The sequence below is a fragment of the Devosia rhizoryzae genome (assembly GCF_016698665.1).
Lineage (GTDB): Bacteria > Pseudomonadota > Alphaproteobacteria > Rhizobiales > Devosiaceae > Devosia > Devosia rhizoryzae.
In genome coordinates this window covers 3,489,142-3,515,000 of record NZ_CP068046.1, presented here as the reverse complement: position 1 = coordinate 3,515,000, position 25,859 = coordinate 3,489,142, and the positions used below count along the sequence as shown (strand labels likewise).

General features: G+C 62.2%; 27 protein-coding genes (1 of these 27 running past the window's edge). 9 read left to right on the top strand and 18 right to left on the bottom strand.

Annotated features, from left to right (window positions below):
* Window positions 1-817: the final stretch of a M23 family metallopeptidase gene (locus JI748_RS17290; protein ID WP_201633597.1), read on the top strand. 1,142 nt of this gene lie to the left of the window's left edge; only the last 817 of its 1,959 coding nucleotides appear in the window; the start codon falls outside the window, past its left edge; it ends in the stop codon at window positions 815-817.
* Here JI748_RS17290 and JI748_RS17285 read toward each other — a convergent pair whose 3' ends face one another.
* The 9 genes from JI748_RS17285 to JI748_RS17245 form a co-directional block, all read right to left on the bottom strand.
* On the bottom strand, window positions 818-1,159 hold the full coding sequence (locus JI748_RS17285) for a VOC family protein (RefSeq protein ID WP_201633594.1): 342 nt from the start codon (window positions 1,157-1,159) through the stop codon (window positions 818-820). It abuts the gene before it with no gap.
* Between the two features lie 8 nt (window positions 1,160-1,167).
* On the bottom strand, window positions 1,168-1,569 hold the full coding sequence (locus JI748_RS17280) for a DUF6157 family protein (protein ID WP_201633591.1): 402 nt from the start codon (window positions 1,567-1,569) through the stop codon (window positions 1,168-1,170).
* Window positions 1,570-1,664: 95 nt separating this feature from the next.
* Entirely contained in the window at window positions 1,665-4,280 is a 2,616-nt protein-coding gene (gene clpB, locus JI748_RS17275; RefSeq protein WP_201633589.1) for an ATP-dependent chaperone ClpB, read from the bottom strand.
* Window positions 4,281-4,436: 156 nt separating this feature from the next.
* A complete protein-coding gene (locus tag JI748_RS17270) occupies window positions 4,437-5,168 on the bottom strand; it encodes a DUF4167 domain-containing protein (protein ID WP_201633586.1) in 732 nt (243 codons plus the stop codon).
* Between the two features lie 348 nt (window positions 5,169-5,516).
* Window positions 5,517-6,467, bottom strand: a complete 951-nt coding sequence (locus JI748_RS17265; protein ID WP_267911619.1) for a N5-glutamine methyltransferase family protein — start codon at window positions 6,465-6,467, stop codon at window positions 5,517-5,519.
* 5 nt (window positions 6,468-6,472) lie between these two features.
* Window positions 6,473-7,549, bottom strand: coding sequence for a peptide chain release factor 1 (gene prfA / locus JI748_RS17260; RefSeq protein ID WP_201633580.1), 1,077 nt, complete (start codon window positions 7,547-7,549; stop codon window positions 6,473-6,475).
* Between the two features lie 263 nt (window positions 7,550-7,812).
* On the bottom strand, window positions 7,813-10,080 hold the full coding sequence (ptsP, locus tag JI748_RS17255) for a phosphoenolpyruvate--protein phosphotransferase (protein ID WP_164532575.1): 2,268 nt from the start codon (window positions 10,078-10,080) through the stop codon (window positions 7,813-7,815).
* A 68-nt stretch (window positions 10,081-10,148) separates the two neighbouring features.
* On the bottom strand, window positions 10,149-11,414 hold the full coding sequence (locus tag JI748_RS17250; RefSeq protein ID WP_201633577.1) for an aspartate kinase: 1,266 nt from the start codon (window positions 11,412-11,414) through the stop codon (window positions 10,149-10,151).
* A 95-nt stretch (window positions 11,415-11,509) separates the two neighbouring features.
* A complete protein-coding gene (locus JI748_RS17245; RefSeq protein WP_201633574.1) occupies window positions 11,510-12,043 on the bottom strand; it encodes a dihydrofolate reductase family protein in 534 nt (177 codons plus the stop codon).
* Between the two features lie 98 nt (window positions 12,044-12,141).
* Between JI748_RS17245 and JI748_RS17240 the strand changes: the two genes are divergently transcribed.
* Entirely contained in the window at window positions 12,142-12,699 is a 558-nt protein-coding gene (locus JI748_RS17240) for a winged helix-turn-helix transcriptional regulator (protein WP_201633570.1), read from the top strand.
* On the top strand, window positions 12,696-13,436 hold the full coding sequence (gene ubiG / locus JI748_RS17235; protein WP_201633567.1) for a bifunctional 2-polyprenyl-6-hydroxyphenol methylase/3-demethylubiquinol 3-O-methyltransferase UbiG: 741 nt from the start codon (window positions 12,696-12,698) through the stop codon (window positions 13,434-13,436). The genes JI748_RS17240 and ubiG overlap by 4 nt, the downstream gene beginning before the upstream one ends.
* Before the next feature lie 57 nt (window positions 13,437-13,493).
* On the opposite strand, the gene JI748_RS17230 is transcribed toward ubiG, so the two are convergent.
* Window positions 13,494-14,399, bottom strand: a complete 906-nt coding sequence (locus JI748_RS17230; RefSeq protein WP_201633564.1) for a hypothetical protein — start codon at window positions 14,397-14,399, stop codon at window positions 13,494-13,496.
* A 151-nt stretch (window positions 14,400-14,550) separates the two neighbouring features.
* On the bottom strand, window positions 14,551-14,847 hold the full coding sequence (locus tag JI748_RS17225; RefSeq protein WP_201633561.1) for a hypothetical protein: 297 nt from the start codon (window positions 14,845-14,847) through the stop codon (window positions 14,551-14,553).
* Window positions 14,848-15,115: 268 nt separating this feature from the next.
* Between JI748_RS17225 and JI748_RS17220 the strand changes: the two genes are divergently transcribed.
* From JI748_RS17220 to JI748_RS17210, 3 genes are all read left to right on the top strand, one after another.
* Window positions 15,116-16,252 (top strand): GGDEF domain-containing protein, encoded by a 1,137-nt coding sequence (locus JI748_RS17220; protein WP_201633559.1) that lies wholly within the window; start codon window positions 15,116-15,118, stop codon window positions 16,250-16,252.
* Window positions 16,253-16,484: 232 nt separating this feature from the next.
* Window positions 16,485-18,329 (top strand): dihydroxy-acid dehydratase, encoded by a 1,845-nt coding sequence (gene ilvD / locus JI748_RS17215; protein WP_201633556.1) that lies wholly within the window; start codon window positions 16,485-16,487, stop codon window positions 18,327-18,329.
* 6 nt (window positions 18,330-18,335) lie between these two features.
* Window positions 18,336-19,139, top strand: a complete 804-nt coding sequence (locus JI748_RS17210; protein WP_201633553.1) for a glycosyltransferase family 25 protein — start codon at window positions 18,336-18,338, stop codon at window positions 19,137-19,139.
* Window positions 19,140-19,272: 133 nt separating this feature from the next.
* Here JI748_RS17210 and JI748_RS17205 read toward each other — a convergent pair whose 3' ends face one another.
* The 6 genes from JI748_RS17205 to JI748_RS17180 form a co-directional block, all read right to left on the bottom strand.
* Window positions 19,273-19,731: a hypothetical protein gene (locus JI748_RS17205; protein ID WP_201633550.1), complete on the bottom strand. Its 459-nt coding sequence runs from the start codon at window positions 19,729-19,731 to the stop codon at window positions 19,273-19,275.
* Between the two features lie 90 nt (window positions 19,732-19,821).
* Window positions 19,822-20,691, bottom strand: a complete 870-nt coding sequence (locus JI748_RS17200; protein WP_201633548.1) for an aldo/keto reductase — start codon at window positions 20,689-20,691, stop codon at window positions 19,822-19,824.
* Between the two features lie 161 nt (window positions 20,692-20,852).
* Entirely contained in the window at window positions 20,853-21,275 is a 423-nt protein-coding gene (locus JI748_RS17195; protein WP_201633545.1) for a DUF1178 family protein, read from the bottom strand.
* 25 nt (window positions 21,276-21,300) lie between these two features.
* Window positions 21,301-22,128 (bottom strand): carbon-nitrogen hydrolase family protein, encoded by an 828-nt coding sequence (locus JI748_RS17190; RefSeq protein ID WP_267911600.1) that lies wholly within the window; start codon window positions 22,126-22,128, stop codon window positions 21,301-21,303.
* 4 nt (window positions 22,129-22,132) lie between these two features.
* Window positions 22,133-22,387: a glutaredoxin 3 gene (grxC, locus tag JI748_RS17185; RefSeq protein ID WP_201633539.1), complete on the bottom strand. Its 255-nt coding sequence runs from the start codon at window positions 22,385-22,387 to the stop codon at window positions 22,133-22,135.
* Window positions 22,388-22,414: 27 nt separating this feature from the next.
* On the bottom strand, window positions 22,415-23,221 hold the full coding sequence (locus JI748_RS17180) for a ComF family protein (RefSeq protein WP_233280572.1): 807 nt from the start codon (window positions 23,219-23,221) through the stop codon (window positions 22,415-22,417).
* 35 nt (window positions 23,222-23,256) lie between these two features.
* Here JI748_RS17180 and JI748_RS17175 point away from each other — a divergent pair, with 35 nt between their 5' ends.
* The 3 genes from JI748_RS17175 (at window position 23,257) to JI748_RS17165 (ending at window position 24,975) form a co-directional block, all read left to right on the top strand.
* Entirely contained in the window at window positions 23,257-24,081 is an 825-nt protein-coding gene (locus tag JI748_RS17175; protein ID WP_201633536.1) for a methyltransferase domain-containing protein, read from the top strand.
* Window positions 24,082-24,186: 105 nt separating this feature from the next.
* Window positions 24,187-24,552 carry a response regulator gene (locus JI748_RS17170; protein ID WP_201633534.1) on the top strand — a complete coding sequence of 122 codons (366 nt, stop codon included), beginning with the start codon at window positions 24,187-24,189 and terminating at the stop codon, window positions 24,550-24,552.
* 72 nt (window positions 24,553-24,624) lie between these two features.
* Window positions 24,625-24,975, top strand: coding sequence for an SPW repeat domain-containing protein (locus JI748_RS17165; RefSeq protein ID WP_201633531.1), 351 nt, complete (start codon window positions 24,625-24,627; stop codon window positions 24,973-24,975).
* A 254-nt stretch (window positions 24,976-25,229) separates the two neighbouring features.
* Here JI748_RS17165 and JI748_RS17160 read toward each other — a convergent pair whose 3' ends face one another.
* Window positions 25,230-25,799 carry a CarD family transcriptional regulator gene (locus JI748_RS17160; RefSeq protein ID WP_164532589.1) on the bottom strand — a complete coding sequence of 190 codons (570 nt, stop codon included), beginning with the start codon at window positions 25,797-25,799 and terminating at the stop codon, window positions 25,230-25,232.
* Window positions 25,800-25,859: the final 60 nt, after the last annotated feature.

The following is a 25,859-nucleotide window of genomic DNA, read 5'->3' as shown; positions in this document are numbered from 1 at the left end:
GCAGATCAATGTCGGCAATCTGCCCACTGTCTATCGGTCGATCTGGGAAACCGGCCGCAAGCATGATCTGACCGACGACACTATCGAACGCATCATCGGCATGTTCGCCTATGACATCGACATGACCAAGCGCATCACCGCCGGGGACACGATCGAAATCCTCGAAACCGAGGAGATCGATGGGGCGCCCGACGCGCTGCTTTATGTCGGCCTGACGCTGGGCGGCAGCAAGCGGCAGCTTTACCGCTTCACCACCGATGACGGCACGGTGGATTTCTACGATCCCGATGGCGAGACCGGCAAGCGCTTCCTCAACCGCCGTCCGCTGGAAGGCGGCGGCACGCTGCGCTCCCGCTTCGGCTATCGTATTCACCCGATCTTCAAGACGCGCCGCCTCCACACCGGCGTCGATCTCGCCGCCCGCTCCGGCACGCCGATCTATGCGGCCGGCGACGGAGTGATTTCCTACTACAAATGGCAGTCGGGTTACGGCAACAAGATCGAGATCGAGCACGTCAACGGCTACGAAACCGCCTATGGCCACCTTTCTCGCTTCGTTGATGGTCTTGGACCTGGAAGCCGTGTCCGTCAGGGGCAGCTGATCGGCTATGTCGGATCGACCGGTCAGTCGACCGGCCCGCACCTTCATTTCGAAATCAAGATCAACGGCAATCTGGTCGATCCGCTTAGCGTCAAGCTCCCCAAGGACAATGTTTTGGCCGAGCAATATCGCGGTGAATTCGACGCCACCATCGCCCAGATCAACGATCTTATGGCCCGCGAACCCGCGCCGGTCACAGCCGCCCAGGCGCAGTAGCTACTCTTCGCGCGAAACGTAGACGGCCAGCTCGTTGCCGCCCGGCTCGCGGAAATGAAACCGGCGGCCACCAGGAAAATCGAACTGCGGCCGCGTGATGACGCCACCTGCGGCAATCACGCGCCGCTCGGCATCGTCCAGATCGTCGGTACGGATCACGGCCATGGTCGCCGCCACCCGATCGGGGCTGCCATCGATGCCGCCATCGAGCCCGGCCCCGTCCAGCGCCTGGTATTCGGGGCCATAGCTCACCATGCCCCAGCCGAAGGCGGACTCGAAAAATGCGCTGCTCTGCCCGATCGTGCCGCTGGGAAACTCGATATAATCAATACGCTCGGCCATGATTTGTCCTACGCCTTCTTGCTGCGCATGCCAAAGAGCTTGGTGATCCCCTCTTGCGCCTGCAATTGCGCGAAGCGGCTCGAATCAGGGTCAACCAGCGCGACATGCCCGTCGCTGTCGTGATGCAACGCCCAACCCAGGGTCTTCACCAAGGGTGAAGCGCGTAGGCAGGCCTGGCCCTTGGAAAAGAACTCCATGCGAGCGGCGCCGCGCTCCTCCTCGGCAATTTCTTTCCGATCGGCATGGATGCCGAACAGCAGGTCGTCGCTCGTGATCGTATAGGGCGCTGCGGCCAACCGCTCGTGCTGGAGAGCCGCAATCGTCCCAGGCTTACCCGGCGCTGTCGCCGAACCAGCCGCGCAATCGGGCGAGGGAAGGATCAGCGTGTCGCGATAGTTGGTCGTATGCATGCCATCCCCCTCGTTCTCCTTATGTTCTAGACAGTGCCCGGGAAGGTGGCAAGCGCAAAACAAAAGGGCCGGTCTTTCGACCGGCCTCGTATTGTTTAGGCAGCAGCTTCGCTCGGCAAAGCCCCGGCCGGTCGCAGGATGATCCCGCTATCGTCGGCATCGACGACCACCCGTGCGCCGTCGGTAACGGCGCCGGATAGGATCTCCTCGGCCAGTTCATCCTGCACTTCGCGCTGAATGACGCGCTTGAGCGGTCGTGCGCCATAAGCCGGATCATAGCCTTCCCGTGCCAACCATTCGCGAGCGCGTGGCGTGAGATCGAGGCCGATGTCGCGATCCTTGAGCAGCTTTTCGAGCCGCCCGAACTGGATATCGACGATCGCCGCCATGTTCTCGCGCGCCAGCCGGTGGAACAACAGGATTTCGTCGATCCGATTGATGAATTCCGGCTTGAACGTCGCCTTGACCGCATCCATCACCCGTCCGCGTGCCAGCTCGATGGAATCGCCATCTTCAAGCTCCTGGATCGCCTGCGAGCCGATATTGGAGGTGAGGATGATCACCGTGTTGCGGAAGTCGACCGTGCGTCCCTGCCCATCGGTCAGTCGCCCATCGTCGAGCACCTGCAGGAGGACGTTGAACACGTCCGGATGCGCCTTTTCGATCTCATCGAAAAGGACGACCTGATAGGGCCGACGCCGGACCGCTTCGGTGAGCACCCCGCCTTCGTCATAGCCGACATAGCCCGGAGGGGCGCCGATCAGCCTTGCCACCGAGTGCTTTTCCATGAACTCGCTCATGTCGAGCCGGACCATGGCGGTCTCGTCATCGAAGAGGAATTGCGCCAGCGCCTTGGTAAGTTCGGTCTTGCCCACGCCTGTTGGCCCGAGGAACATGAACGAGCCGATCGGCCGGTTCGGGTCCTGCAAGCCGGCCCGCGAACGGCGAACAGCCTTTGCCACGGCAGCGACGGCTTCGTTCTGGCCGATGACGCGTGCGCCGAGCGAGATTTCCATCTGCAGCAGCTTTTCGCGTTCGCCTTCTAGCATGCGGTCGACCGGAATGCCGGTCCAGCGCGACACCACCTGGGCGATATCGCTCGACTCGACCGTTTCCTTGGCCATCAGCGGGTCGGGCTTGCCATTACCATCCGGATCGTCAGCGGTCTTGAGCCGCTTCTCGAGATCGGGAATGACGCCATAGGCCAGCTCGCCCGCCTTGGCGAGGTCGCCCTGGCGCTGCGCGATTTCAAGCTGCCCGCGTGCGGCATCGAGCTCTTCCTTGATCTTGGTCGAACCCTGCAGCCGTTCCTTTTCCGCCAGCCACTTGGCCGACAGTGCCTGTGCCTGCTCTTCGAGCCCGGACAGTTCCTGCTCGAGCCGGCCCAGCCGCGTGCGCGAGCCATCATCGTCTTCCTTGCGCAGCGCCTCGCGCTCGATCTTGAGCTGCATGATGCGCCGATCGAGTTCGTCCAGGGCTTCAGGCTTGGAGTCCACCGCCATGCGCAGCCGCGCGGCCGCTTCGTCCATCAGGTCGATGGCCTTGTCGGGCAGGAAGCGATCGGTGATGTAGCGGTTCGACAAAGTCGCCGCGCTCACCAGCGCCGAGTCCGCAATGCGGATGCCATGATGGAGCTCGTACTTTTCCTTAAGGCCACGCAGGATCGAGATCGTGTCCTCGACCGTCGGCTCGGAAACGAAGACCGGCTGGAAACGCCGCGCCAGAGCCGGGTCCTTCTCGACATGCTTGCGATATTCGTCGAGCGTCGTCGCGCCCACGCAGTGGAGTTCACCGCGCGCCAGCGCAGGCTTGAGGAGATTGGACGCGTCCATGGCGCCATCCGCCTTGCCGGCACCAACCAGCGTGTGCATCTCGTCGATAAAGAGGACGATCTGCCCCTCGGCCGCCGTCACTTCGCTCAAAACCGACTTCAGCCGCTCTTCGAACTCGCCGCGGTATTTCGCGCCGGCAATCAGAGCGCCCATGTCGAGCGCCATCAGGCTCTTGTTCTTGAGCGATTCCGGCACGTCGCCGTTGACCATGCGGATGGCCAGGCCTTCGGCGATCGCGGTCTTGCCGACGCCGGGTTCACCGATCAGCACCGGATTGTTCTTGGTCCGGCGTGACAGCACCTGGATGGTGCGGCGAATTTCCTCGTCGCGGCCGATCACCGGGTCGAGCTTGCCCTCGCGCACATCGGCGGTGAGATCGCGCGCATATTTCTTGAGCGCGTCATAGGTGTTCTCGGCGGAAGCCGAGTCGGCCGTACGGCCCTTGCGGATCGCTTCGATTGCTGTGTTAAGCCCCTGCGCGGTGACGCCGGCTGATGCCAATACGCGACCGGCATCGGTGTCCTTCTCGATCACCAGCGCCAAGAGCAATCGCTCGACCGTTACATAGCTGTCGCCGGCCTTCTGCGCTGCCTGCTCGGCAGTGTCGAAGACCTTGGACAGTTCGCGGCTGAGATAAAGCTGACCGGCATCGCCGGAAACCTTGGGGATCTTGTTGAGCGCGGCGGCCGTGCCGGCCCGGGCGGCCTTGGGGTCGCCGCCTGCCTTGGCAATCAGGCCATTGGCCATGCCCTGGTCGTCATCCAGCAAGACCTTGAGCAGGTGCACCGGGGTGAACTGCTGGTTGCCGGCATTCATCGCACCGGTCTGGGCGCTCTGGATAAAACCGCGAGCCCGCTCGGTGTACTTTTCGATATTCATGCAAAACTCCTTTTCGGCCCTGACGGCGCCGATAGCGTCGATTTGCGGATGCCCTCAAAAGGCACATCCGTTCGCCAATGCATGTAGGAAGTTTCGCGCCGGGCGGAAGACCCGAAAACAAAAATGCCGGGCACTGGACCCGGCATTTTTAAAGATTTACTCGGCGGCGTTGGCTGGATTGCCGGTAAGGAAAGCCGGGAGCTCGCTCACCTCGGCCTCGCCTGCAGGGGCCTGCTCGCCCCCCTCGCCTGCCGCTGGACGGCGACGGCGTGGACGACGTTCGCGCGGCTTGCGGGGCGCCTGCTCACCGGCTTCTTCGCCGGGAGCGGCCTGCACCGGTTCTCCGGCTGCCTGGACGACAGGCTGTTCGCCTTCTCCGGCTACAACAGTCTCGCGGTTCTCGCGATTGGCGTTGTCGCGGTTTTCGCGCGTTTCGCGATACTCACGCCGCTCACCGCCATGGCCGTTTTCGCGACCTTCGCGCTGGCCGCCATTATTGCCACCATTGTCCTGGTAGCCGCCATTGTCCTGCGGCTGCTGAATCGGCTGCGGCGAGGAAAAGCGGGAATTGACGTCGTTGGCATCGTCGTCGAAATCCAGATCATCCTGGCTCTGGCCATCGCGCGGGCCGTTCAGGGCCTGCTGCGCGGAAGAAACGATGCGGAAATAATGCTCGGCGTGCTGGAGATAGTTTTCGGCCATCACCGAGTCGCCGCTCGATTGCGCGTCACGGGCGAGCTGCAGGTACTTTTCCGCGACATGGGCTGCGTTGCCGCGCACCTTCACGTCCGGGCCGTTGCTCTCGTAGTTGCGTGACAGCGGATTGACGTGCTTGCGCCCGCCATTGCGATTACGCTGCCGGTTCTTGTTTTGATTGTTTGGTCTCATCGGGTCGCTGATCTAACTCTAAAAGTTAAGCGTCTCACTATGGCGGACCCGGACGACGCGCCTGGGTCTGGCCCGGCCCCGGCGGAGATAAACTGCACGCCGCGGGACCCTGAACTGGCTTCATGAAGACCTAAATGCGGTCGGCAACAACCTGGCGGATCGATCCGCCCCACCCTTGCACCGTTCCGTTTCCGCGGAACCGCGCTGCCCCTGGCAGCATAGTCGTTAAGTTGGGTGTGGTCGCTGCGGCGCCCATGATGCGCCGTTGACAGCAAGAACAAATTACTCGGTTCGAGCCCGCTTGGCCAGCACAAATTGCGGTGACCGGGCCAGAGACGCTGTTCTCCATCACAAGTGGTGCGCGACAACCACACGATCAAGCCCCGCCAGATCGCGATGCACGGCGACATCGGAAAAACCGGCGCCTTCGAACAGCAAGGCAACGCTCCGTCCCTGGTCATAGCCGATTTCGACCATGACCTGCCCGCCATGCCTGAGATAGTGCCCGGAAGCCGACGCGATCACCCGATAAGGCTCGATCCCATCTCGACCCCCGTCCAATGCCAGCATCGGATCGAACGACTTCACCTCAGGCGAAAGGGTATCGATCACCGCGCTAGCGATATAAGGCGGATTCGAAACAATCAGATCGAACCCCTCTTCACCTCTCCCTCTGGGGGAGAGGTCGGCCGAGGGCCGGGTGAGGGGGCCTTCCTCATCCTTGGCAGAAGGCCCCCTCACCCGACGCGATACCGCGTCGACCTCCCCCCCAAAGGGAGAGGTAAGAGCCTCGAACCAACTCCCCCGCGCAAAGTCGATCCGCCCCGCCACGCCATGCCGCCCGGCATTACGCTCGGCCATCTCCAGCGCCTCGGCTGAAACATCCGTCGCCATCGCGCTCGTATCCGGACGATTGACCAGTATCGAGATCGGGATGCACCCCGTCCCGGTCCCGAGGTCCAGCAAGTGGCCACCTCGCGGCAGGGCCTTGAGCGCCAGATCGACCAGCAGCTCGGTATCGGTACGCGGCTCGAGCGTTGCCGCATTGAGGCCAAAGGCGAGACCATAAAATTCCCGCTCGCCGATGATGCGCGCCACGGACTCCCCCGTCATCCGCCGCCGCAACAGCTGGTCGACTCGGCTGGCTATCGCGTCGGAAACAGGTTCATTTTCCCGAAGCGACAGCGCTAGCGCATCGAGGCCCAGCGCATGCCCGGTAAGGAGCTTTGCATCCAGCGTCGCCGTCGCAAAACCATCTCGGTCCAGCACGTCGCGCCAACGGCGCCAGAGCTGGCCGATCGTGGTCAGTTGACCTGCTCCATGGCCAGCAGCTGCGCCGCCTGATTTTCAGTGATCAGCGCCTCGATCAGCTCGTCCAGCGCTTCGCCGGCGATGACCTTGTCGAGCTTATAGAGCGTCAGGTTGATGCGGTGGTCGGTGACGCGGCCTTGCGGGAAATTATAGGTGCGGATGCGCTCGGAGCGATCGCCCGACCCCACCTGCCCCTTGCGTTCCGCCGATCGGGCGCTGTCGCGCTCTTCGCGCTGCATTTCATAAAGCCGCGACCGCAACACGATCATCGCCTGCGCCCGGTTCTGGTGTTGCGATTTCATCGCCGAGGTAACGACGAGGCCGGTCGGCAGGTGGGTGATGCGCACGGCCGAGTCAGTGGTGTTGACGTGCTGCCCGCCAGCGCCCGAGGCGCGCATCGTATCGATGCGGATATCCTCGTTGCGGATCTCAATGTCGATGTCTTCCACTTCCGGCAGCACCGCGACCGTGGCCGCCGACGTATGGATGCGCCCCGAGCCTTCCGTCGCCGGCACGCGCTGCACGCGGTGGACGCCGGATTCATACTTCATCCGCGCATAAACGCCCTTGCCCGAGACATTGGCGATGACTTCCTTATAGCCCCCCATTTCGCCGGGGCTTTCCTCCATCAGCGTCACCTTCCAGCCGCGCAGCGAGGCATAGCGCTCATACATGCGGAAAAGGTCGCCGGCAAAAAGCGCCGCCTCGTCGCCCCCGGTGCCACCACGAATTTCAAGAATGATCGACTTTTCGTCGGCCTCGTCCTTGGGCAGCAAGAGAATGCGGATCGATTGCGCCAAGGTCTCGAGCTCAACGTCCAACTCTTCGATCTCGACCTCGGCCATTTCGGCCATTTCCCGGTCGCCCGACTTCAACAACGTTTCGGCCTCGGCCCGATCGCGCTGGGCTTTCTTGTAAGCGCTGATCTGCCCAACGATCTCCGAAAGGTCCGAATGCTCCTTGGACAGTTTTGCGAACTCGTCCTGGCTCGCCCCACCCGAAAGCGCCGCTTCGATATACTGAAACCGCACTTCGAGCGCGTCGAGCTTGTCCATGGGCAAAGAAGGCATAGAGGGTCTTTCAAGAAGGCTGGTCGCCCGATTTAGGGTGATCGAGTGTGGATCGCAAGCACGCGGTGCTTTCGGGGAGCAAGGTACCCCCTCCCTACCTTCGCTAAGCCTTGCGGCTAAGCGCCGGTACCCTCCCCTCTCAGGGGGAGGGTGAGAGCAGTGCGTAAACAAGCACCGAATCTACCTTCCCCCTCAGAGGGGAAGGCAAGCAGAGCTTGGCGACGAAGGAGCCTAGCGCCGCTCGGAAGGGGGTGACCTTGCCCCTACCCCATCGGCAGGTTCTGCTTCTCCACCCAACCCGTCAGCAGCGTGCGTATAGCCGCGCCATTGGCGCCATCGCTCAACGCCTCGGCCACAGCCGCCCGGATCGGCGCCAGTTCGAGATTGAGCACCATTTCTTTGATCGGACCGATCGAAGCCGGTCCCATGGACAGCCGGTTCATCCCGATCGCCATCAGCGCCAAGGCTTCCATCGGCTTGCCCGCCAATTCACCACACATGGTCACCGGCTTGCCGTGCCGTTCGGCTGCATCCACCACCATCCGGATAGCCCGCAGGCGCGGCAGCGCGATCGGGTCATAGGCCTTCGACACGCGCGGATTGGCGCGATCGGCGGCGGTCAAGAACTGCACCAGATCGTTCGAGCCGATGGAAACGAAATCCGCCTCGGGCAGGATCTGGTCGAGTTCGAACAGCAGCGATGGCACTTCCACCATGGCGCCGATTTCAAGCCGAGACGGCACCGGCTGCCCGGAACGGCGCAAGCGCTCGACTTCCTTGGCGATGACGCGCTTGGTCTGCAAAAATTCGAACGTCTCGGTGACCATCGGCACGAGAATCTTGAGCGCACGTCCCTTGGCGGCCATCAACAAGGCCCGCACCTGCGTGCGCAGCAGTCCCGGACGATCAAGGCCGAGCCGGATCGAGCGATACCCCATGGCCGGGTTTTCTTCCGATGTCGCGCGCAGATACGGCAACACCTTATCGCCACCGATATCGAGGAGGCGGAACACGACCGGACGGTCGCCGGCCAGCGCCATGGCCTCGGCATAAAGTTCGGCCTGCTCCTGCAACCGCGGCAGGCGGCTCGCGATCATGAACTGCAGCTCGGTGCGGAAGAGACCGACGCCGGCAGCGCCCGTATCGTCCAGCATCGGCAAGTCGGCAACGAGCCCCGAATTGTGGAGCAAGGTGATTTCAATGCCGTCGCGCGTCACGGCAGGCTTTGATTTCAGCGCCGCATAATGCGCCCGCCGCCGTGCCGAAACCCGGACCTTGTCGATATAGGTCTGCTCGACCTCGGGCGTCGGCCGCACATGCACCTGACCCGCCGGACCGTCGATGATGATGTCGTCGCCGGTTTCGCAAACCGAAACGATCGAGTCTGCCTGTCCCACGGCGACGATGCCGAGCGAGCGCGCGACGATGGCGACATGCGCCGTGGCGCCGCCTTCTTCCAGGACGATGCCGCGCAGCTTGGTGCGGTCATATTCCAGCAGTTCCGCCGGTCCCATATTACGGGCGACCAGAATGGCATTGTCGGGCAAGTCGCGATGCGCGGGCTGTCCGGTATTGGTCAGGACGCGCAGCAGCCGATTGGCCAGGTCGTCAAGATCGTGCAGCCGGTCGCGGATATAAGGATCGGTCTGGCGCAGCATGCGCGCGCGCGTGTCGTTCTGCACCCGCTCGACCGCCGCCTCCGCCGACAAGCCATTGTCGATGGCTTCGCTCAGGCGCTTCACCCAGCCGCGGTCATTGGCAAACATGCGGTAGGTTTCAAGGATCTCGCGATGGTCCGAAGTCGGCTGCATGTCGCCATGGTCGAGCATGGCATCGATCGAGACGCGCATCGAAGCCAGCGCCGCATCGAGCCGCAGCTTTTCGGCATCGGTATCTTCGGCAATGAAATTGTGCACGACGACGCGCGGGTCGTGCAGAACCACGGTGCCCAGGGCAATGCCATCGGTAAAGCTGACGCCGTTGAACATGCGTGGTCGCCTGAGGTCGATATCAGACCCCGGCTTGATCAGATTGTCGAAGTCGGAGGTTGCGATCATCTCGGCCAGGATTGTGGCCGTAGTCAGCATCGCCTCGGTTTCATCCTCGCCGAAATGACGGTGATCCGAATTTTGAACCACCAGCACGCCCAGCATCTGCCCTGCGCGCAGGACGGGGACGCCGAGGAAGGAATTGTACTGGTCCTCGCCCGTTTCCGGCCGGTAGGCGAAAGCGGGATGCGCCGGTGCATTATCGAGGCTGAGCGGCTCGGCTTCCGATGCGATCAACCCGACTAGGCCCTCGCCCAGCCGCAGCGTCGTCATGTGCACCGATTCTGCCTGGAGACCGCGAGTCGCGAAAAGCTCGAGCGCGCCATCGTCGCGCAATACATAGAACGAGCAGACATCGGCGCGCATATTGTCGGCGATGAGGTTGACGATCTTGTCGAGCCGCGCCTGCGAAGCCAGAGGCTCCGCCATGGTCTCGCGCAATTGCCGCAGCAGCACCCTTGGGCCGCCTATGGTCGTCACCATTGCCTCAATCAGGCAGCTCGCAAAGCCGCCCCCCTTTTAGGACGCGGCTCCCGTTCCCCTCGAACGGGTCAAGCGTCCTTCCTGTCCAAACCGTAATAGGTGTGGAGCGCCCGAACCGCAAGCTCGGCATATTCTTCATCGATCAGAACCGAAGTCTTGATCTCCGACGTGGTGATCAGCTGGATGTTGATGCCCTTGTCGGCCAAAGCCTTGAACATCGAGGCCGCAACGCCCGCATGGCTGCGCATGCCGACGCCCACAACTGACACCTTCGCTCCGCCGCGCGAGCCGGAAAGCCTTGCATATTCGAAGCGCCCGCCATTATCCTCGAGCGCCTTGGTCGCCTTTTCATATTCGCTGTCGGGCACGGTGAAGGTGATGTCGGTGGTCGCGCCATCATCGGCGATGTTCTGGACGATCATGTCGACGATGATGCCCTTGTCGGCCAGCGTGCCGAAGATCGCAGCGGCGACGCCGGGGCTGTCCTTGACGTCGCGCAGGGTGATCTTGGCTTCGGCCTTGGCGAGCGTCACGCCCGAAACGATCTGCTTTTCCACGATCTCATCCTCATCGCAAACCAGTGTACCCGGCACGCCGGGGGTCCCGTCGGGCGCCACCTGGGGCGCGTTGGGGTCATCAAAACTCGAGCGCACGGTGAGCCGCACCTTGTGTGCCATGGCCATTTCCACCGAGCGGATCATCAGCACCTTGGCGCCAAGCGAGGCCATTTCCAGCATTTCCTCGAAGGAAATTTTGGTCATGCGCTGCGCCTTGGGCACGATGCGTGGATCGGTCGTGTAAACGCCGTCCACATCGGTATAGATATCGCAGCGATCGGCGCCGACCGCCGCCGCTACCGCTACGGCCGACGTATCCGAGCCGCCACGGCCTAGCGTCGTTACCCGATTATTGGGCGAGATGCCCTGGAAGCCGGTGATCACCGGCACCCAGCCATTGCTCATGCGCTCGTTGAGTTCGGTCGGGTCGATCCCGGTGATACGCGCCGCGCCATGGCTGTCGTCGGTGTAAATCGGCACCTGCCAGCCGGCATAGGAGCGCGACTGGATGCCCATTTCGCTCAGAACGATCGCCATGAGGCCGGCGGTGACCTGCTCGCCCGAAGCCACCACGGCGTCGTATTCGCGCGCATCGTGAAGCTTGGAGCCTTCATTGACCCAGCCCACGAGCTCATTGGTTTTGCCGCTCATGGCGGAAACGACGACGGCAACCTCGTTGCCGGCCTCGACTTCGCGCTTCACATGCTGGGCGGAAAAGCGGATGCGTTCGATACTGGCCATGGATGTGCCACCGAACTTGACGACGATGCGGGCCACTGGTTTCCCCGATAAGCCGCCGAACCCGGCGGTACGCTCAATGTTGGCGCGGACATGCCATAAACGGGGAGCGCGATCAATGGTGAGCGTAGGGATTACGCCGCCACGTAGCTGAGCCGCACAACGTCCTCGTCGATCTGCTCGTGACTTTCCAGGCGCAGGCGTGGCCGCGCGTCGGCGAAGAACTTGGTACCGTGGCCCAGAACCTCGGGATGGAGGTAGATGCGGTATTCGTCGATCAGCCCCAGTTCGGTCAGCCGTTGCGCCAGCTTGGGTCCACCCACTTCGATTTCGCCCTCATGCTCCGCCTTGAGCCGGCGCACCTCGGCCTCGATATCTTCACCCAAAAGCGTCGCATTAGGGCCAAGTTCTTTCAGCGTGCTGGAGACCACCCATTTCGGCGCCTTGCGCCATGCCACAGCAAAGTCGTGCTCCGCTTCGCCCCAGCCCGGCTGATCGTCGTCCCAATAGTGCATGAGGCCATAAAGCGTCCGTCCATAAAGGCTGCCCGTCAGCCCATTGGTCTGATCGATGAAATGCTGGAAAAGCTTGGGGCCAGGCGGCTGCATCCTGTCATGATCCACATAGCCGTCCAGCGATTGGTTCATTCCGAAGAAAAGCCTGGCCATGTCGCGCTCCCTTGCTCGTTTCTTTCCCTGCAAGCTGTGATAGCAGTGGGCCGAAGCAAGAAACCACCTCTATTTTGCAACTGGTCAGGAGTGAAGCGATGAGGCTGAGACGGTCCGGATGCCCCATCAATCTGACGCTTGAAACATTTGGCGACCGCTGGAGCCTGATCATCCTGCGCGACACCATGTTCGGTGGCCGCCGGCGCAGCTTCCGATCCTATCTGACCGAGAGCCTGGAAGGCATCGCTTCCAATATTTTGTCCGACCGCCTGCAGCGCCTCACCGCCAGCGGCCTGCTCACCCGGTCCGCTGATCCAACCCATAAGCAACGCGTGGTTTATAGCCTTACCGAACAAGCCATCGAGCTGGTGCCTCTTATGGCATTCATGGGCAGCTGGGGCATCCGTCACGCCCACCCTTCCGTTGAGTTGTCGGCCCGAGCCCAAGTTCTCGAGGATGGCGGGCCACTACTTTGGGCCGAGTTCATGGATGAGTTGCGCCATATCCATCTGGGCTCACCCGCCCCTCTTGCCTCCGCTCTTGCCAAGATGGAGGCGGCCTATCAGGCATCGCTGGCAGGCCACGGCTGCGACACGCCGAGCCTTGCCCCTGCCATGAGTCCCGAGTCATATCGGACAAACGGAGCCGCCCCATGACCGAGACCACCGTCAACGACGCCGAAATCGCCAAATTCACCGCCATGGCCGAGCAATGGTGGGACCCCAGGGGCAAGTTCAAGCCGCTCCACAAATTCAATCCGGTCCGCCTCGCCTATATCCGCGACAACCTGGTGCGCCATTTCGGTCGCGACGCCACCTCGATCCGCCCCTTCGAAGGGCTCACCGTCCTCGATGTCGGCTGCGGCGGCGGCTTGCTCTGCGAACCGCTGACCCGCCTCGGCGCCACGGTCACCGGCATTGACGCCGCCGAGCGCAACATCGCCATTGCCCGCATTCATGCCGAGCAGTCGGGCCTTGAGATCGACTACCGCGCCACCACCAGCGAAGCGCTGGTCGCCGCCGGCGAGCGCTTTGATGTCGTGCTCAACATGGAAGTGGTCGAACACGTCGACAACGTGCCCCTCTACATGAAATCCTGCGCCGACCTCGTCGCGCCGGGCGGCCTCATGTTCACCGCCACCCTCAACCGCACCGCCCGCTCCATGGCTTTTGCGGTCATTGGCGCTGAATATGTGCTGCGCTGGCTGCCGCGCGGCACGCATGACTGGAACAAGTTTCTGACGCCCGAAGAAATCAAGGCGCAGATCCGCCGCAACAATCTGCGGGTCACGGGCGAAACAGGCGTAGTCTTCCATCCCCTCTCTGACGAGTGGAAACTCTCCTCGGACATGGGGATCAACTACATGGTGCTGGCCGAACGCTCCGCCGCATAAAGAAACCGGCCGCCCCGAAGGGCGGCCGACAGCATGTTCTGATGGGCTGGGGGAGGATCAGAACACGTAGACCATCAGGGTCTGCCCCTGGCGCTGCACGCCAAGCACGTGACCGGGCTGCTTGTTGATGCGGCTCAGCGCTGCATTGATCAGCGCATCGCCGGCAACGTGACCCACAAGGTTATGGTAGTCCGGGTTGCCGGCCAGCCAGTTGGCAATCTGGTTGCGCACATCGCGGCACACCTGGACCGGGATCAGCTGGATGGAGTTGGCGCGGTTCCAGCCGCTGGTCTTGCTGTTCTGGAACAGCGAAATCAGCTGGTTTGGATTGGAGTTGGCGCAGGCCGCACTGTTGGAGCCGAAGCCAATCCCGCCAGCGCCGCCGCCACCACCGCCCGAGCCGGACCGCAGCACTGCAAAGCCATTGCCGCCATTGCCGCCATTGTTCCCGTTGCCGCCGATACCGCCGTTGTTGCCGTTCCCACCATTATTGCCATTGCCGCCATTGCCGCCGTTTCCACCATTGCCACCATTGCCGCCGCGGGGCAGGCGCACATCGACATCGAGCAGGCCCGGACCGCCCACATTGGCGCCGACCCCCACATCGCCGAGATTGACATTGGCATCAACGATCCCGCTTGGCCCGAGCACCGTTGCGCCCACTAGTGGATCCTGACCGGCACCCAGATTGGCACTGATCAGCCCATCGCTGCCGCCGACACCCAGATTGATAGCGCCGGAATTGCCGGCATTGTCGCCCAGCGTGACGAGCGCACCGCTATCGGGTCCGCCGACCACGCCCAGCACGCTCGAGTCGGACGATCCACTGCCCAGCACTCCGCCGAGCAGACCACCGCCCGAATCTCCCCCACCGAGAAGACCGTCAAGCAGTTGAGCCTGCGTCATCGTCGGGACGAGCATGGCAGAAAACGCGAGAGCTGCGAGAGAACGCTTAAAAATCATGACTACCTCCTTTGACAATGGCTGTATCGCCATGTTGGGAAAGATAATCTTCTGTCCATAGTTCCGGGATAATTCGCGAATGTACTTACTGAGACTAAGAGTTGGCTATCTGGTTACCAATTTGTATTTGCAAGTAATTACAAAAGTTTCATCAAACATGTGAATAGTTTGATTTACCATTGAGTAGAACTGGAAAGGCGTCCGGCCAGTAGGCACCTTTGTCCAGCACCACATGAAGGTCGCCATCAAGGCTCTGCCCGCTCATCAGCTGGCAAATGGTGGAGACCAGATGCGTCGGCTGCGGGTGTTCGGGCAGCCGCCGGACGAGGCGCCCGTCATAGCGATGCTCGATCACCCCCGCGCACAGGTGCAATTGATGGACAAACAAGAGCAGCGCGCGCTTGCCCTTAGGCACCTGGTGCTCGGCGATCAAAAGGTACTTCGTCATTTCACAGGACACGCGAGAAAACCGGCGATGTTGCCGATCATTGCCGCCGCCCTGGTGTCCTTCTCCTTGACGCCACCTTAGGCTCAATCCCGCTCCGCACATCTGCGCTTGGCGCATCTCCGATCCGTAGATGCCCCGGTGCCATCCCCAACCCGATGCGAATGGGGACGCACAATTGCGGGGCTTTGATTTAACAACCGCGCAAGCTTTTTCCCCGACCATTGCCGATGGGGGCGTCCGGCAAAGACAGGCAGTAAACGTGACGCAGATGTCCGCACTTGGAGAACACCGCCAAAGCCGCGGCTCCCTCCCGCTCTGGCTTGATTTCCTGACGCGTCCGGTCAAGGCCTCTCATGAGGACGTGCGCCTCGAAATCATGAGCACACTGCTTCTGAGCCGCTCGACCGTGCTTTTTGGCGCGATCAGCCTCTGCGTTCTCCTTGGCGCCATTGCTGTTCTGCAGGACATTTTCGCGGCCGTGTTCACCGGCTCCGTTTTCCTGGTCGCCGGCATCGCCCGGCTTCTGATCATCACCAGCTTGAAGGGCAAGATGCTGGCCTGGCCTCAGGTGGCCCGCATCGTGGTGTCCGGCCTCGCTTATGCCACGGCAGTGGGTCTGGTCGGTTCCGTAGCAGCCTGGAGCGGCGATCCGGTGCTGCAGGTTCTGGGCGCCATGGTGATGACCGGCATCGTCTTCGGCTTCTGCATCTCCAACAGTGGCGCGCCACGCTATGCCGAAGTGCAGGCCTTGATCGTCACCGTGCCATTTCTGATCGGCGCGGCCTTGTCCGGCCCACCGGCCATGCTGCTGATCCTGTTGCAGACCCCGTTCTGGCTCTTTGGCCTGCACGGTCTGATCCGCACCACCCATAGACGCCTCGCCGACCTCGTGCAGGTGCAGCGCCAAAACGAATATCTGGCCTACAATGACACGCTGACCGGCCTCGCCAACCGGGCGCAGGTGCTCTCGAGCCTCACGCAGATCGCCCGGGATCGCGCGCTGAAAAGCCCGCCGCCTTACGTGCTTTTCCTTGACCTTGATGGGTTCAAGGCGATCAATGATACGCATGGCCATGCCGTTGGCGACCTGCTGCTGCGCGCGGTCGCCCAGCGCCTCAGCGAATGCGTTCGCGCCGGAGACGTGGTGGGCCGCATTGGTGGCGACGAATTCGTCGTCATCCTGCGCGATCTTGATCCCGACGACATCACCAGGCTCGCGCGCCGCTTGACCGAAGCCATCGCTCGCCCGTTTTCCCTCGGCACCGGCATTACCGCCAAGGTTGGGCTTTCCATAGGCGGCGCTCCGCTCGGGCCCGACCCGGAGCAAGCCATGGCCAGTGCCGACCTGATGCTCTACTCGGCCAAGCGCGACGGCCGCGGCACCTTCCGCCTCACCGGCCTGTAGCGTTCACCCCTGCCTTACTCTGATGCCCGAGCTCTTGCACCTTCCTCTCCTGCAGGGGGAGGGTAGCGCTGCTTGGCTCGAGGAGCCCTGGCGGAGCTGGGTAGGTGGGGCCGCGAACACAAATGCTTCAAACCGTACCCGCCGGTACGGTTATCCTTGCCCGACCTCTGGAATGGGTCTAAAGAAAAACAAAACACCGGCCCCACCGGCAGCTTTGTCGAGGATTTCACCTATGCCCGTCTATCGTTCCCGCACCACCACCCATGGCCGCAACATGGCCGGCGCCCGCGGGCTCTGGCGCGCCACGGGCATGAAAGAAGGCGATTTCGGCAAGCCCATCATTGCGGTGGTCAATTCCTTCACCCAATTCGTCCCCGGTCACGTCCATCTCAAGGACTTGGGCCAACTGGTCGCGCGCGAAATCGAGGCAGCAGGCGGCGTCGCAAAGGAATTCAACACCATCGCGGTCGACGATGGCATCGCCATGGGCCATGACGGCATGCTCTATTCCTTGCCCAGCCGCGACATCATCGCGGACTCGGTGGAATACATGGTCAACGCCCACACCGCCGACGCCATGGTCTGCATTTCCAATTGCGACAAGATCACCCCCGGCATGCTCAATGCCGCCATGCGCCTCAACATTCCGGTGGTCTTCGTCTCGGGCGGCCCGATGGAAGCGGGCAAGGCCATCGTCAAGGGCAAGCTGCAGGCCCTCGACCTGGTCGACGCCATGGTCATGGCTGCCGACGAACATTACACCGATGAAGAAGTGCAGGCCGTCGAGGAAGCCGCCTGCCCCACCTGCGGCTCCTGCTCTGGCATGTTCACCGCCAATTCCATGAACTGCCTGACCGAAGCTTTGGGCCTGTCGCTGCCCGGCAACGGCTCGACCCTCGCCACCCATTCCGACCGCAAGCGCCTGTTCCAGGAAGCCGGGCACCTGATCGTCGATCTTGCACGCCGCTATTATGAGCAGGACGACGAAACCGTGCTGCCGCGGTCCATCGCAACAAAGGAAGCGTTCGAAAACGCCATGTCGCTCGATATTGCCATGGGCGGCTCGACCAATACGGTCCTGCACATCCTTGCCGCAGCCCATGAAGGCGGCGTCGATTTCACCATGGACGACATCGATCGCCTGTCGCGCAAGGTGCCGGTCCTGTCCAAGGTCGCTCCGGCCAAGAACGACGTTCATATGGAAGACGTCCACCGCGCCGGCGGCATTTTTGCCATCCTCGGCCAGCTCGACCGCGCCGGTCTCATCAACCGCCGCGAACCGACCGTCCACGCCTCGACGATGGGCGACGCGCTCGACAAGTGGGACATTTCCCGCACCAATTCCGAAAGCGTGCGTCAGTTCTATATGGCCGCCCCCGGCGGCGTGCGCACCACCGAGGCCTTTTCGCAGTCCAATCGCTGGACCGAGCTCGACCTCGACCGCCAGAACGGCGTCATCCGCTCCACCGACTCGCCGTTCAGCAAGGACGGCGGCCTCGCCGTGCTCAAGGGCAATATTGCGCTCGATGGCTGCATCGTCAAAACCGCCGGCGTCGACGAGTCGATCCTCAAATTCACCGGCCCGGCGCGCGTCTTCGAATCGCAGGACATGACGGTCAAGGCCATCCTTTCCAACGAGATCAAGGAAGGCGACGTCATCGTCATCCGCTACGAAGGCCCGCGCGGCGGCCCCGGCATGCAGGAAATGCTCTATCCGACGAGCTACCTCAAATCGAAAGGTCTCGGCAAAGCCTGCGCCCTTCTGACCGACGGACGCTTTTCTGGCGGCACTTCCGGTCTTTCCATCGGACACGTATCCCCCGAAGCCGCCGAAGGCGGCGCCATCGGTCTCGTGCGCGAAGGCGACATCATCGAGATCGACATCCCCAACCGCACCGTCAACGTCCTCGTCCCCGAAGCCGAAATGCACCGCCGCCGCGACCAGCAAAACGACCTCGGCTGGAAACCCGCCGAACCGCGCAAGCGCAAGGTGACTACGGCGCTCAAAGCCTACGCCGCCTTGGTGACATCAGCGGCAACTGGAGCGGTTCGTGATGTGAGCAAACTTGACGGGTAAAGACGCGTGCAGGTCTATTACATCAATCTTGCCGATAGACCCGATCGCCGAAGGGCTATGGAAGATCGCTTTGATGCGCTAGGCATTGTGGCAACGCGGGTTGAGGCCGCGACGCCGAATGACGTCGATGAGAACATGCGCGCCCTCTATTGCAATACAGAAGCCTATCGCTGGCAGACACCACCTGAGGTCGCCTGCAGCCTTAGTCACCTGCGTGCCCTTAAGCTGTTTTTGAACTCGCGCGAGGACTATGCGCTCATCCTAGAAGACGATGCGATTTTGTCGTCCCGGCTTCCCGCTTTTCTCAAACTTTACGTCGCCTCCAAGCCTGAAATCGATTTGACCCATTTGGAGACCGACCACGCCCGGCTGCGACTGGCACCCAAGGCGCACCTGACGATTGGTGGCGTAGGAATTTTTCGGGCCTACAACACGCTCCGGGGAGCTGCCGGCTATATCGTTTCACGCAAAGCTGCGGCGCGAATACTGGCTGGCACTGAAGTGCTCGAGCTCATGACAGACCAAGCACTCTTTAATCCGTTCGAGCGTCCAAGCTGTGAGCTAGTAGTGCGGCAAACCGATCCTGCACTCATCATTCAGGAGGAATTTGTAGACGATCACGCGACCAGCAGCAGCGACCTTGGTCAATTCCGCGTGCAGCGCGTTAAAGAAGACGCCTCAAACGTTAAGGGCCGACTCTGGTACAATGCCGTCGACCTCTTCCGGCGCGATGTGTGGCAGCCCATCATAAAGGCTTGGCACGAATATGCAGGCGGAGCAAAGCGCCGTGCTGTTCGCTTCGAGCGCTGATGTCGTCTTTGACAAACACGTGACAATCACCGCTCGCGGTGCTAACACCCACCCAGCCTTTTCAGCGGTCTGCCAAGACAGCTGATTTGGTCAGGTTCGATAGCGGGGATTCCACCCTCCCTATCGAACCGCCCTAATCCCTAAAGCAGGCCGCTGGCCGCGCCGGATAGATCAGGAAGACCTGATCGTCGCTATTCATCAGATTTCCCGAAAAGCTATTGTAGCCCTCGAGTTCGAGATATCGAACGACCGAGAGTTCGAGCCCGTCATTGCGTGGCAAGAGATTGAAATAGCCCCCGTCGCCTTCGAGCGCACATAGGTCCTCTCGGCAATAGGCCAGGCCGGAATAGACGCTCCCGTCGCGCAGGGTGAAGCTGAGATCGAGGGTAATGTCGTAGCCCGGCTCCTGCCAATCCGAATAGCCGAGCGAAATATATTCGACCCGCTGGCGGGGATGGCTGCTCAGATGAGCCTGATCATAGGCGCGGGCGTAACAGCCCCCCGGGTCGCCTAGCATCGGATCAAGTATTCCCGCCGCGAGGGCAGGCGCGCTGAACACAATTGCAGCGGCAGTTGCCAAGCAGAGCTTCATGACTATTCCCCAAATCCTGGGCGAATAGTTCCACGGCAGGCGAGCTTCCGGCCAGCAGATTCGCCTGCCGGAAGCAAAGTGGCTAGCTGCTTATTGCTGGCGACCGACCTTGTCGAGCGTCGCAAAATCTTCGTCGCTGAGCTTGATTGCAGCGGCGGCGATGTTGTCTTCGAGGTGCTTCACCTTGCTGGTGCCCGGAATGGGCAGCATGACGCGCGAACGGTGCAGCATCCAGGCCAAAGCAAGCTGGCTTGCCGTTGCGCCATGCTTGTCCATGATCGCCTTGAACTCGGCGCTGGTGGATTCAAGGTTGCCACCGTCGATGGGGCGCCACGGGATGAAGCCGATATCATTGGCTTCGCAGAAATCAAGCACGTCCTCGGCCTTGCGGCTGACGAGGTTATACATGTTCTGAACCGTCGCGACCTTGAAGTGCTTCTGGGCTTCCTTGATGTCCTCGACGCTGACTTCGCTAAGGCCCACATGCTTGATGAGGCCTTCCTTCTGCATGTCGGCGATGACCCCGAACTGGTCCTCGCGCGGCGTCTTCCCGTCGATGCGGTGCAGCTGCCAGAGCGGGATCTGCTCGAGCTTGAGGCGGCGCATGCTGGTCATCACGCCCTGGCGTAGGAATTCCGGGCGGCCGAGCTGATGCCATTCATCCGGCCCCGTGCGGGTCAAGCCGCTCTTGGTGGCGACCACCGTGCCCTTGTCATAAGGCGCCAGTGCTTCCCCGATCAGGTCTTCGCTGACATAGGGACCATAGCTTTCCGCCGTGTCGACGAAATTGACGTTAAGCTCGGGCAGGCGCTTGAGCACCCGGATCGTTTCGTCGCGATCCTCAGGTTGCCCCCAAATGCCCTTGCCGGTAATGCGCATGGCGCCAAAGCCGAGACGGTTGACCTGAAGGTCGCCGCCGATAGCAAAAGTGCCCGACAGGGATGCGTCGAGTTGAGCCATGTTTTTCTCCTTGGTTTGGGACTGGCCGGTATTCATCGCAGGCTGAGGCGAAAAGCCTGGTCTTCGAGAACCGGACCGGAGCCTACGTTTGGGTACGTGAGAACCGGAAGCGCAGAAGACCTGGCTTTGCAGCCCAGCATCAGATGAATAATGGCCAGTCGTTAGTTGTCGTCGCCGACGTCCGGCAACGGCAGAAAATCGATGCCCTCGTCGAGTAAAGCCACAACCTCGTCGCGGGTTGCTTCACCAAAAATGGCGCGCTCCTCGGCTTCCTCGAAATGGATTTTTCGCGCCTCTTCGGCAAAGCGGTCGCCGACATTTTCAGCCGTGCTGACGAGCCTGCGCCGGTATTCGCGCAGCATCTCGCGGAATTTGACCGCGTCGGGATGCATGGACGAGACCGGAACGCGCTCGCCGTCCGTCCGCGCCACGGCCGGTGCCATCAGCGCCTTTTCGACCTGCGCATCGCCGCACTGGGCACAGGCGACGATGCCGCGCACCTGCTGCTCGTCATAGGCGGCGGCATTCTTGAACCAGGCCTCGAAGCGGTGGCCTTGCGAACATTGAAGGGAATAGCTGATCACGATAGTGCCGATATAGGTCTGCCGCTCAGCGCTTGGAAGAGGGCACGGCAAAATCGCGCGCGTTTGCCAGAGCCGGCACCCTGCCCCGCGCCTCGATCACCGCCGCCGCATCGATCTCGGAGACAAGCACGCCCGGCTCGTCATGGTCGAGCTCGGCAATGACCTTGCCCCAAGGGTCGATGATCAGCGAATGCCCATAGGTCGCGCGCCCATTCTGGTGCGTTCCACCCTGCGCCGCCGCGATCACATAAGACCCTGTTTCGATCGCTCGCGCCCGCAGCAGCACATGCCAATGCGCCTGGCCCGTCGGCACCGTAAAGGCTGCCGGCACGGCAATGAGGTTGGCTCCTGCATTGGCAAGCGCATTGAAGAGGCGCGGAAAGCGCATGTCGTAGCAGATGGCAAAACCGAGCGTGAACTCGCCCAGGTCCGCCGTCACCGCCACGTCGCCGCCGCGATAGGTCGCGCTTTCGCGATACGCGTTGAGCCCGGCAATATCGGCATCGAAGAGGTGGATCTTGTCATAGGTGGCCACCTGCTGCCCGCCCGGCCCGAATAGTACCGAACGATTGGCGAAGCGCCCGTCCTCGAGCGGGATCGGCAGCGACCCCATCTGCACGAACATGCCGTGCTGCTGCGCCAGCTCACCCACGGCCGCCAGCTGCGGATGCCCCTCGAACGACGCCGCCACCGAGCGCAACTGCTCCCGGTTTTCCGGAAAGATCATCGTTACTTCCGGGGTCAGCGCATATTGGGCGCCCTGTGCCGCCGCCTCCGCGAGGAGCGGTTCGAGCGCACGAAGGTTGGCCTCGGGGTCGAGCCCCGAGCGCATCTGGATGGCTGCGACTTTCACTTTGCTATTGCGCCAGAAGCGGGTCGAGGCCGCCACGGCGATCAAGCGCCGCGATGTCGTCGTAACCGCCGATATGGGCGTCATCGATAAAGATCTGCGGCACGGTTCGGCGGCCATTGGCGCGCTGCGTCATGGCTTCGCGCAAGGACGGATCGAGCACAGTGATTTCGTCGAACGCGGCGCCCTTTTCGTTGAGCAGCGACTTGGCCGCGTGGCAATAGGGGCAGGTCGGGGTGGTGTAGATCTCGATCTTGGCCATGGCTCGGCTCCGAAATTGTTGTTGATCTTATATGGGCACATCATCGCCAATGACAACGCGGGCAAAGGTCAGGACATCAACCTGCTCTGCCCCGCCCTTCTTCAATGCCCGCGTCACGGCCTTGACCGTAGCGCCCGTCGTATAAACATCGTCAACCAGAACAACCGGCCGCCCGGCCAACCGTTCCAGCGCGCGCGGATGCGTGACGAAGGCGCCCTGCACATTGCGCAAGCGGCCATCGCCCGAAAGCCCTACCTGCTGCCGTGTTCTTTTGTGCCGCACGACGAGATGCGGGTCGACCGTGAGCCCCGTGATCCGCCCAACCGCCTGGGCCAACAGCAGTGACTGGTTATAGCGCCGGAAGCGCAGACGGCTGGGATGGAGCGGCACCGGCACCAGCACGGGCTCCGCCTCCCAGAACTCGCGTCCCGCTGCCGCCATCAGCCGCCCGCAAAAGGTCGCGAGCTCCACCCGGTCCCCATATTTGAGCCGGCTCACCAGCGTCCCGACCATCTCGCCATAGGCAAGCGCCGCCCGCGCCCGCCCGAAAGGCGGCGGATCGGCAATGGCTTCCGCGGACAACATTCCGACTCCCTCGTCCGTCTCGAAAGGCAGCCCAAGTACCGGGCAAAATGGCGACGTAATTGGTCGCAGCTGCATGAAACACGAGGCGCAGAGGCCGCCACCCTCAGCCAGTGGCGCACCGCAGGCCGCGCAAACCGGCGGATAAAGCTGGTCCAGCACGGCAAGGCCCATGCGCCGCAAACCAAAGGCGGTTCGCGCCACAAGGCTCCGTGCTTTGACTTCGTCTTCCCCCAAGACCATAAGGGCCATTATTGTCCCGAGCCGGCCCCGGCGAAAGCCCCTTCATGTCCGCCCCGCCCCGTCTTTTCGACCCCGCCCAAATCTTTCGCAACTTGTCCCGCCGCCAGGGCAGCGCCAACTTCGTGCGTGACCTCGTGGTCGAGGACCTGCAGGACCGCCTCGGCGCCCACAAGCGCGATTTTTCGCGCGCCATCCTGATCGGTCCGGACGCGGCGACGCTCCCGGACACGCTCTTCACCGCCAATGGCCCGGTGGCTGCCCAGCGCGTCGAGGCCTTCACCGGGGACTTCCCCGAACTGCCACCGGGCGAGCACGACCTCATCGTTTCCCTGCTGCATCTACAGGCCGTCGACGACGTCCCCGGCCATCTCGCCCGCTTGCGGCGCGTGCTGAAGCCCGACGGCCTCCTGCTTGCAGCCTTTCTGGGCGGCGAAACGCTGAGCGAGTTGCGCGAGGCTTTCCTTGCCGCTGATCTCGACGTCTCGGGGGGCGCCTCCGCCCGCGTGGCCCCCATGACGCAGGTGCGCGATGCCGGCGCCTTGCTGCAGCGCGCCGGCTTCGCCATCCCCGTCGCCGACGTCGAAACTCATCGCGTCCGCTATTCCAGCCCCTTCGCCCTGATGACCGAACTCAAGGCCCTGGGCGCCGCCAACCCGCTAGCCGATCGCCCACGCCGCTTCGCCACACGTAGGCTGCTCGCCACCGCAGCCCAGGCTTACGCCAGCCGCGATGCCGATCCCGATGGCCGCATCCGCGCGACGCTCGAAATCATCTGGCTTGCCGGCTGGGTCCCGCATGAAAGCCAGCAGCAGCCGCTGCGGCCCGGAAGCGCCACGGTCAGCATGCGCGACGTCTTGGGAAAAACCTGATCGCCGCTGCCCATATTTGTGATCGGACCCTTGGCATCTTTTGCGGGCTCGGCCGCATTCGACAAGCCAACTGCTCTTATCACCGGATAAACGGCTGTCGCTCCAATGACGTCACCCATCACCGTCCTCATCGTCGAAGATGAGCCGCTGTTGCGGATGAACATTTCTGATCGCCTGGACGACCTCGGCTTCATTGTGCTCGAGGCCGCCAATGCCGACGAGGCCATCGCCATGCTGGCCAAGCACAGCGATGTGCAGGTCATGTTTACCGATATCGACATGCCCGGCAGCATGGATGGCCTCAAGCTTGCCGCTGCCGTTCGCAATCGCTGGCCGCCGATCAGGATCATCGTGACCTCCGGCCACCATCGTGTGGGCGAGGATGACATGCCTTCCGGCAGCCGTTTTTTCGGCAAGCCCTACCATCCCGAAGCCATAGCCAGCGCCATGCGCGAGATGCTCGCCGTGTGACAGCAAACGCGCCGGGGAACCCGCGCTTCGCCAGTCCATTGCCAAAAAGAATGGATCTTGGAGGCTCCCACAATGTCATCGCGCGTTCACGGCATCATCGACTATCTCGTGGCCGCCGTCTTGCTGCTGGCTCCCTACCTCTTCGGCTTTGCCGATGGCGGACCGGCGCAGATGGTGCCGACGGTTCTGGCCATCGCCATCATCATCGTTAGCCTCCTGACCCGCTACGAACTCTCCGTAGCCAAACTCATCCCCTACCCTATCCATCTCGTGCTCGACCTCCTGGTCGGCCTCGTCCTCCTGGTCTCGCCCTGGCTCTTCAACTTCGCCGATCAGATCTGGTGGCCACACGTCCTGGTGGGCGTCCTCAGCTTCATCGTCGTCGCGCTGAGCTGGAGCGGCAGGCGCGCGAATCTGGGGTGAAGGTCGCCCCCTTCCGAGCGCCGCTAGGCTCGTTCCTCGCCAAGCTCTGCTTGCCTTCCCCTCTGAGGGGGAAGGTAAACGCAGTGGTGAAACAGCCACCGTGCTCACCCTCCCCCTTGAGGGGAGGGTACCGGCGCTAGGCCGCAGGCCGTAGCAAAGGTAGGGAGGGGGTATCGATACCTCCGCAGCCTAAGGCACAAAAACTAAAAGGCCGGCATCGCTGCCGGCCTTTGTCAATTCACTCCGCCAACAGCTTACGCCGCAGCTTCCTCGTCGCTTTCGCTTTCAGCCGCATCGGCCTTAGTGCGCTTAGGGCTCTTCGCGAGCTGCTTTTCGATGGCCTGCACGGCCTCGGTCAGCGTCAGCTTCTTGACCGAACCGACTTCGCGGCTCATGCGGTCCATGGCCTGCTCGAAGAGCTGACGTTCCGAATAGCTCTGCTCCGGCTGGTCTTCAGAGCGATAAAGGTCGCGAACCACTTCGGAGATCGCGATCAAATCGCCCGAATTGATCTTTGCCTCGTATTCCTGGGCGCGACGCGACCACATGGTGCGCTTGACGCGAGCACGGCCGGTCACGGTATCGAGTGCCTTCTTGATCTCGTCTTCTTCGGCGAGCTTGCGCATACCGACCGACTTGACCTTGGCAACGGGGACGCGAAGGGTCAGCTTGTCCTGCTCGAAGCTGATCACGAACAGCTCGAGGGTCAGGCCAGCGACTTCCTGCTCTTCAATGGAGACGATCAAACCGACACCATGGGCGGGGTAGACGACATATTCGCCTGTCTTGAACCCGAGCCGTGTCTGAACTTTCTTGGCTACCATAAACTGGAACTCCTTGTTGACGCCCCAATGGCAGGCTCCTTGCGGCAAGGACCAACCACT

Bases quoted from the DNA above. Each gene is read 5' to 3' on its own strand.
- JI748_RS17285 (WP_201633594.1), bottom strand. From the start codon at position 1,159: ATGGCCGAGCGTATTGATTATATCGAGTTTCCCAGCGGCACGATCGGG.
- JI748_RS17280 (WP_201633591.1), bottom strand. From the start codon at position 1,569: ATGCATACGACCAACTATCGCGACACGCTGATCCTTCCCTCGCCCGAT.
- clpB (WP_201633589.1), bottom strand. From the start codon at position 4,280: ATGAATATCGAAAAGTACACCGAGCGGGCTCGCGGTTTTATCCAGAGC.
- JI748_RS17270 (WP_201633586.1), bottom strand. From the start codon at position 5,168: ATGAGACCAAACAATCAAAACAAGAACCGGCAGCGTAATCGCAATGGC.
- prfA (WP_201633580.1), bottom strand. From the start codon at position 7,549: ATGCCTTCTTTGCCCATGGACAAGCTCGACGCGCTCGAAGTGCGGTTT.
- ptsP (WP_164532575.1), bottom strand. From the start codon at position 10,080: ATGGTGACGACCATAGGCGGCCCAAGGGTGCTGCTGCGGCAATTGCGC.
- JI748_RS17245 (WP_201633574.1), bottom strand. From the start codon at position 12,043: ATGGCCAGGCTTTTCTTCGGAATGAACCAATCGCTGGACGGCTATGTG.
- JI748_RS17240 (WP_201633570.1), top strand. From the start codon at position 12,142: ATGAGGCTGAGACGGTCCGGATGCCCCATCAATCTGACGCTTGAAACA.
- ubiG (WP_201633567.1), top strand. From the start codon at position 12,696: ATGACCGAGACCACCGTCAACGACGCCGAAATCGCCAAATTCACCGCC.
- JI748_RS17230 (WP_201633564.1), bottom strand. From the start codon at position 14,399: ATGATTTTTAAGCGTTCTCTCGCAGCTCTCGCGTTTTCTGCCATGCTC.
- JI748_RS17225 (WP_201633561.1), bottom strand. From the start codon at position 14,847: ATGACGAAGTACCTTTTGATCGCCGAGCACCAGGTGCCTAAGGGCAAG.
- JI748_RS17220 (WP_201633559.1), top strand. From the start codon at position 15,116: ATGTCCGCACTTGGAGAACACCGCCAAAGCCGCGGCTCCCTCCCGCTC.
- ilvD (WP_201633556.1), top strand. From the start codon at position 16,485: ATGCCCGTCTATCGTTCCCGCACCACCACCCATGGCCGCAACATGGCC.
- JI748_RS17205 (WP_201633550.1), bottom strand. From the start codon at position 19,731: ATGAAGCTCTGCTTGGCAACTGCCGCTGCAATTGTGTTCAGCGCGCCT.
- JI748_RS17200 (WP_201633548.1), bottom strand. From the start codon at position 20,691: ATGGCTCAACTCGACGCATCCCTGTCGGGCACTTTTGCTATCGGCGGC.
- grxC (WP_201633539.1), bottom strand. From the start codon at position 22,387: ATGGCCAAGATCGAGATCTACACCACCCCGACCTGCCCCTATTGCCAC.
- JI748_RS17180 (WP_233280572.1), bottom strand. From the start codon at position 23,221: ATGGCCCTTATGGTCTTGGGGGAAGACGAAGTCAAAGCACGGAGCCTT.
- JI748_RS17175 (WP_201633536.1), top strand. From the start codon at position 23,257: ATGTCCGCCCCGCCCCGTCTTTTCGACCCCGCCCAAATCTTTCGCAAC.
- JI748_RS17170 (WP_201633534.1), top strand. From the start codon at position 24,187: ATGACGTCACCCATCACCGTCCTCATCGTCGAAGATGAGCCGCTGTTG.
- JI748_RS17165 (WP_201633531.1), top strand. From the start codon at position 24,625: ATGTCATCGCGCGTTCACGGCATCATCGACTATCTCGTGGCCGCCGTC.
- JI748_RS17160 (WP_164532589.1), bottom strand. From the start codon at position 25,799: ATGGTAGCCAAGAAAGTTCAGACACGGCTCGGGTTCAAGACAGGCGAA.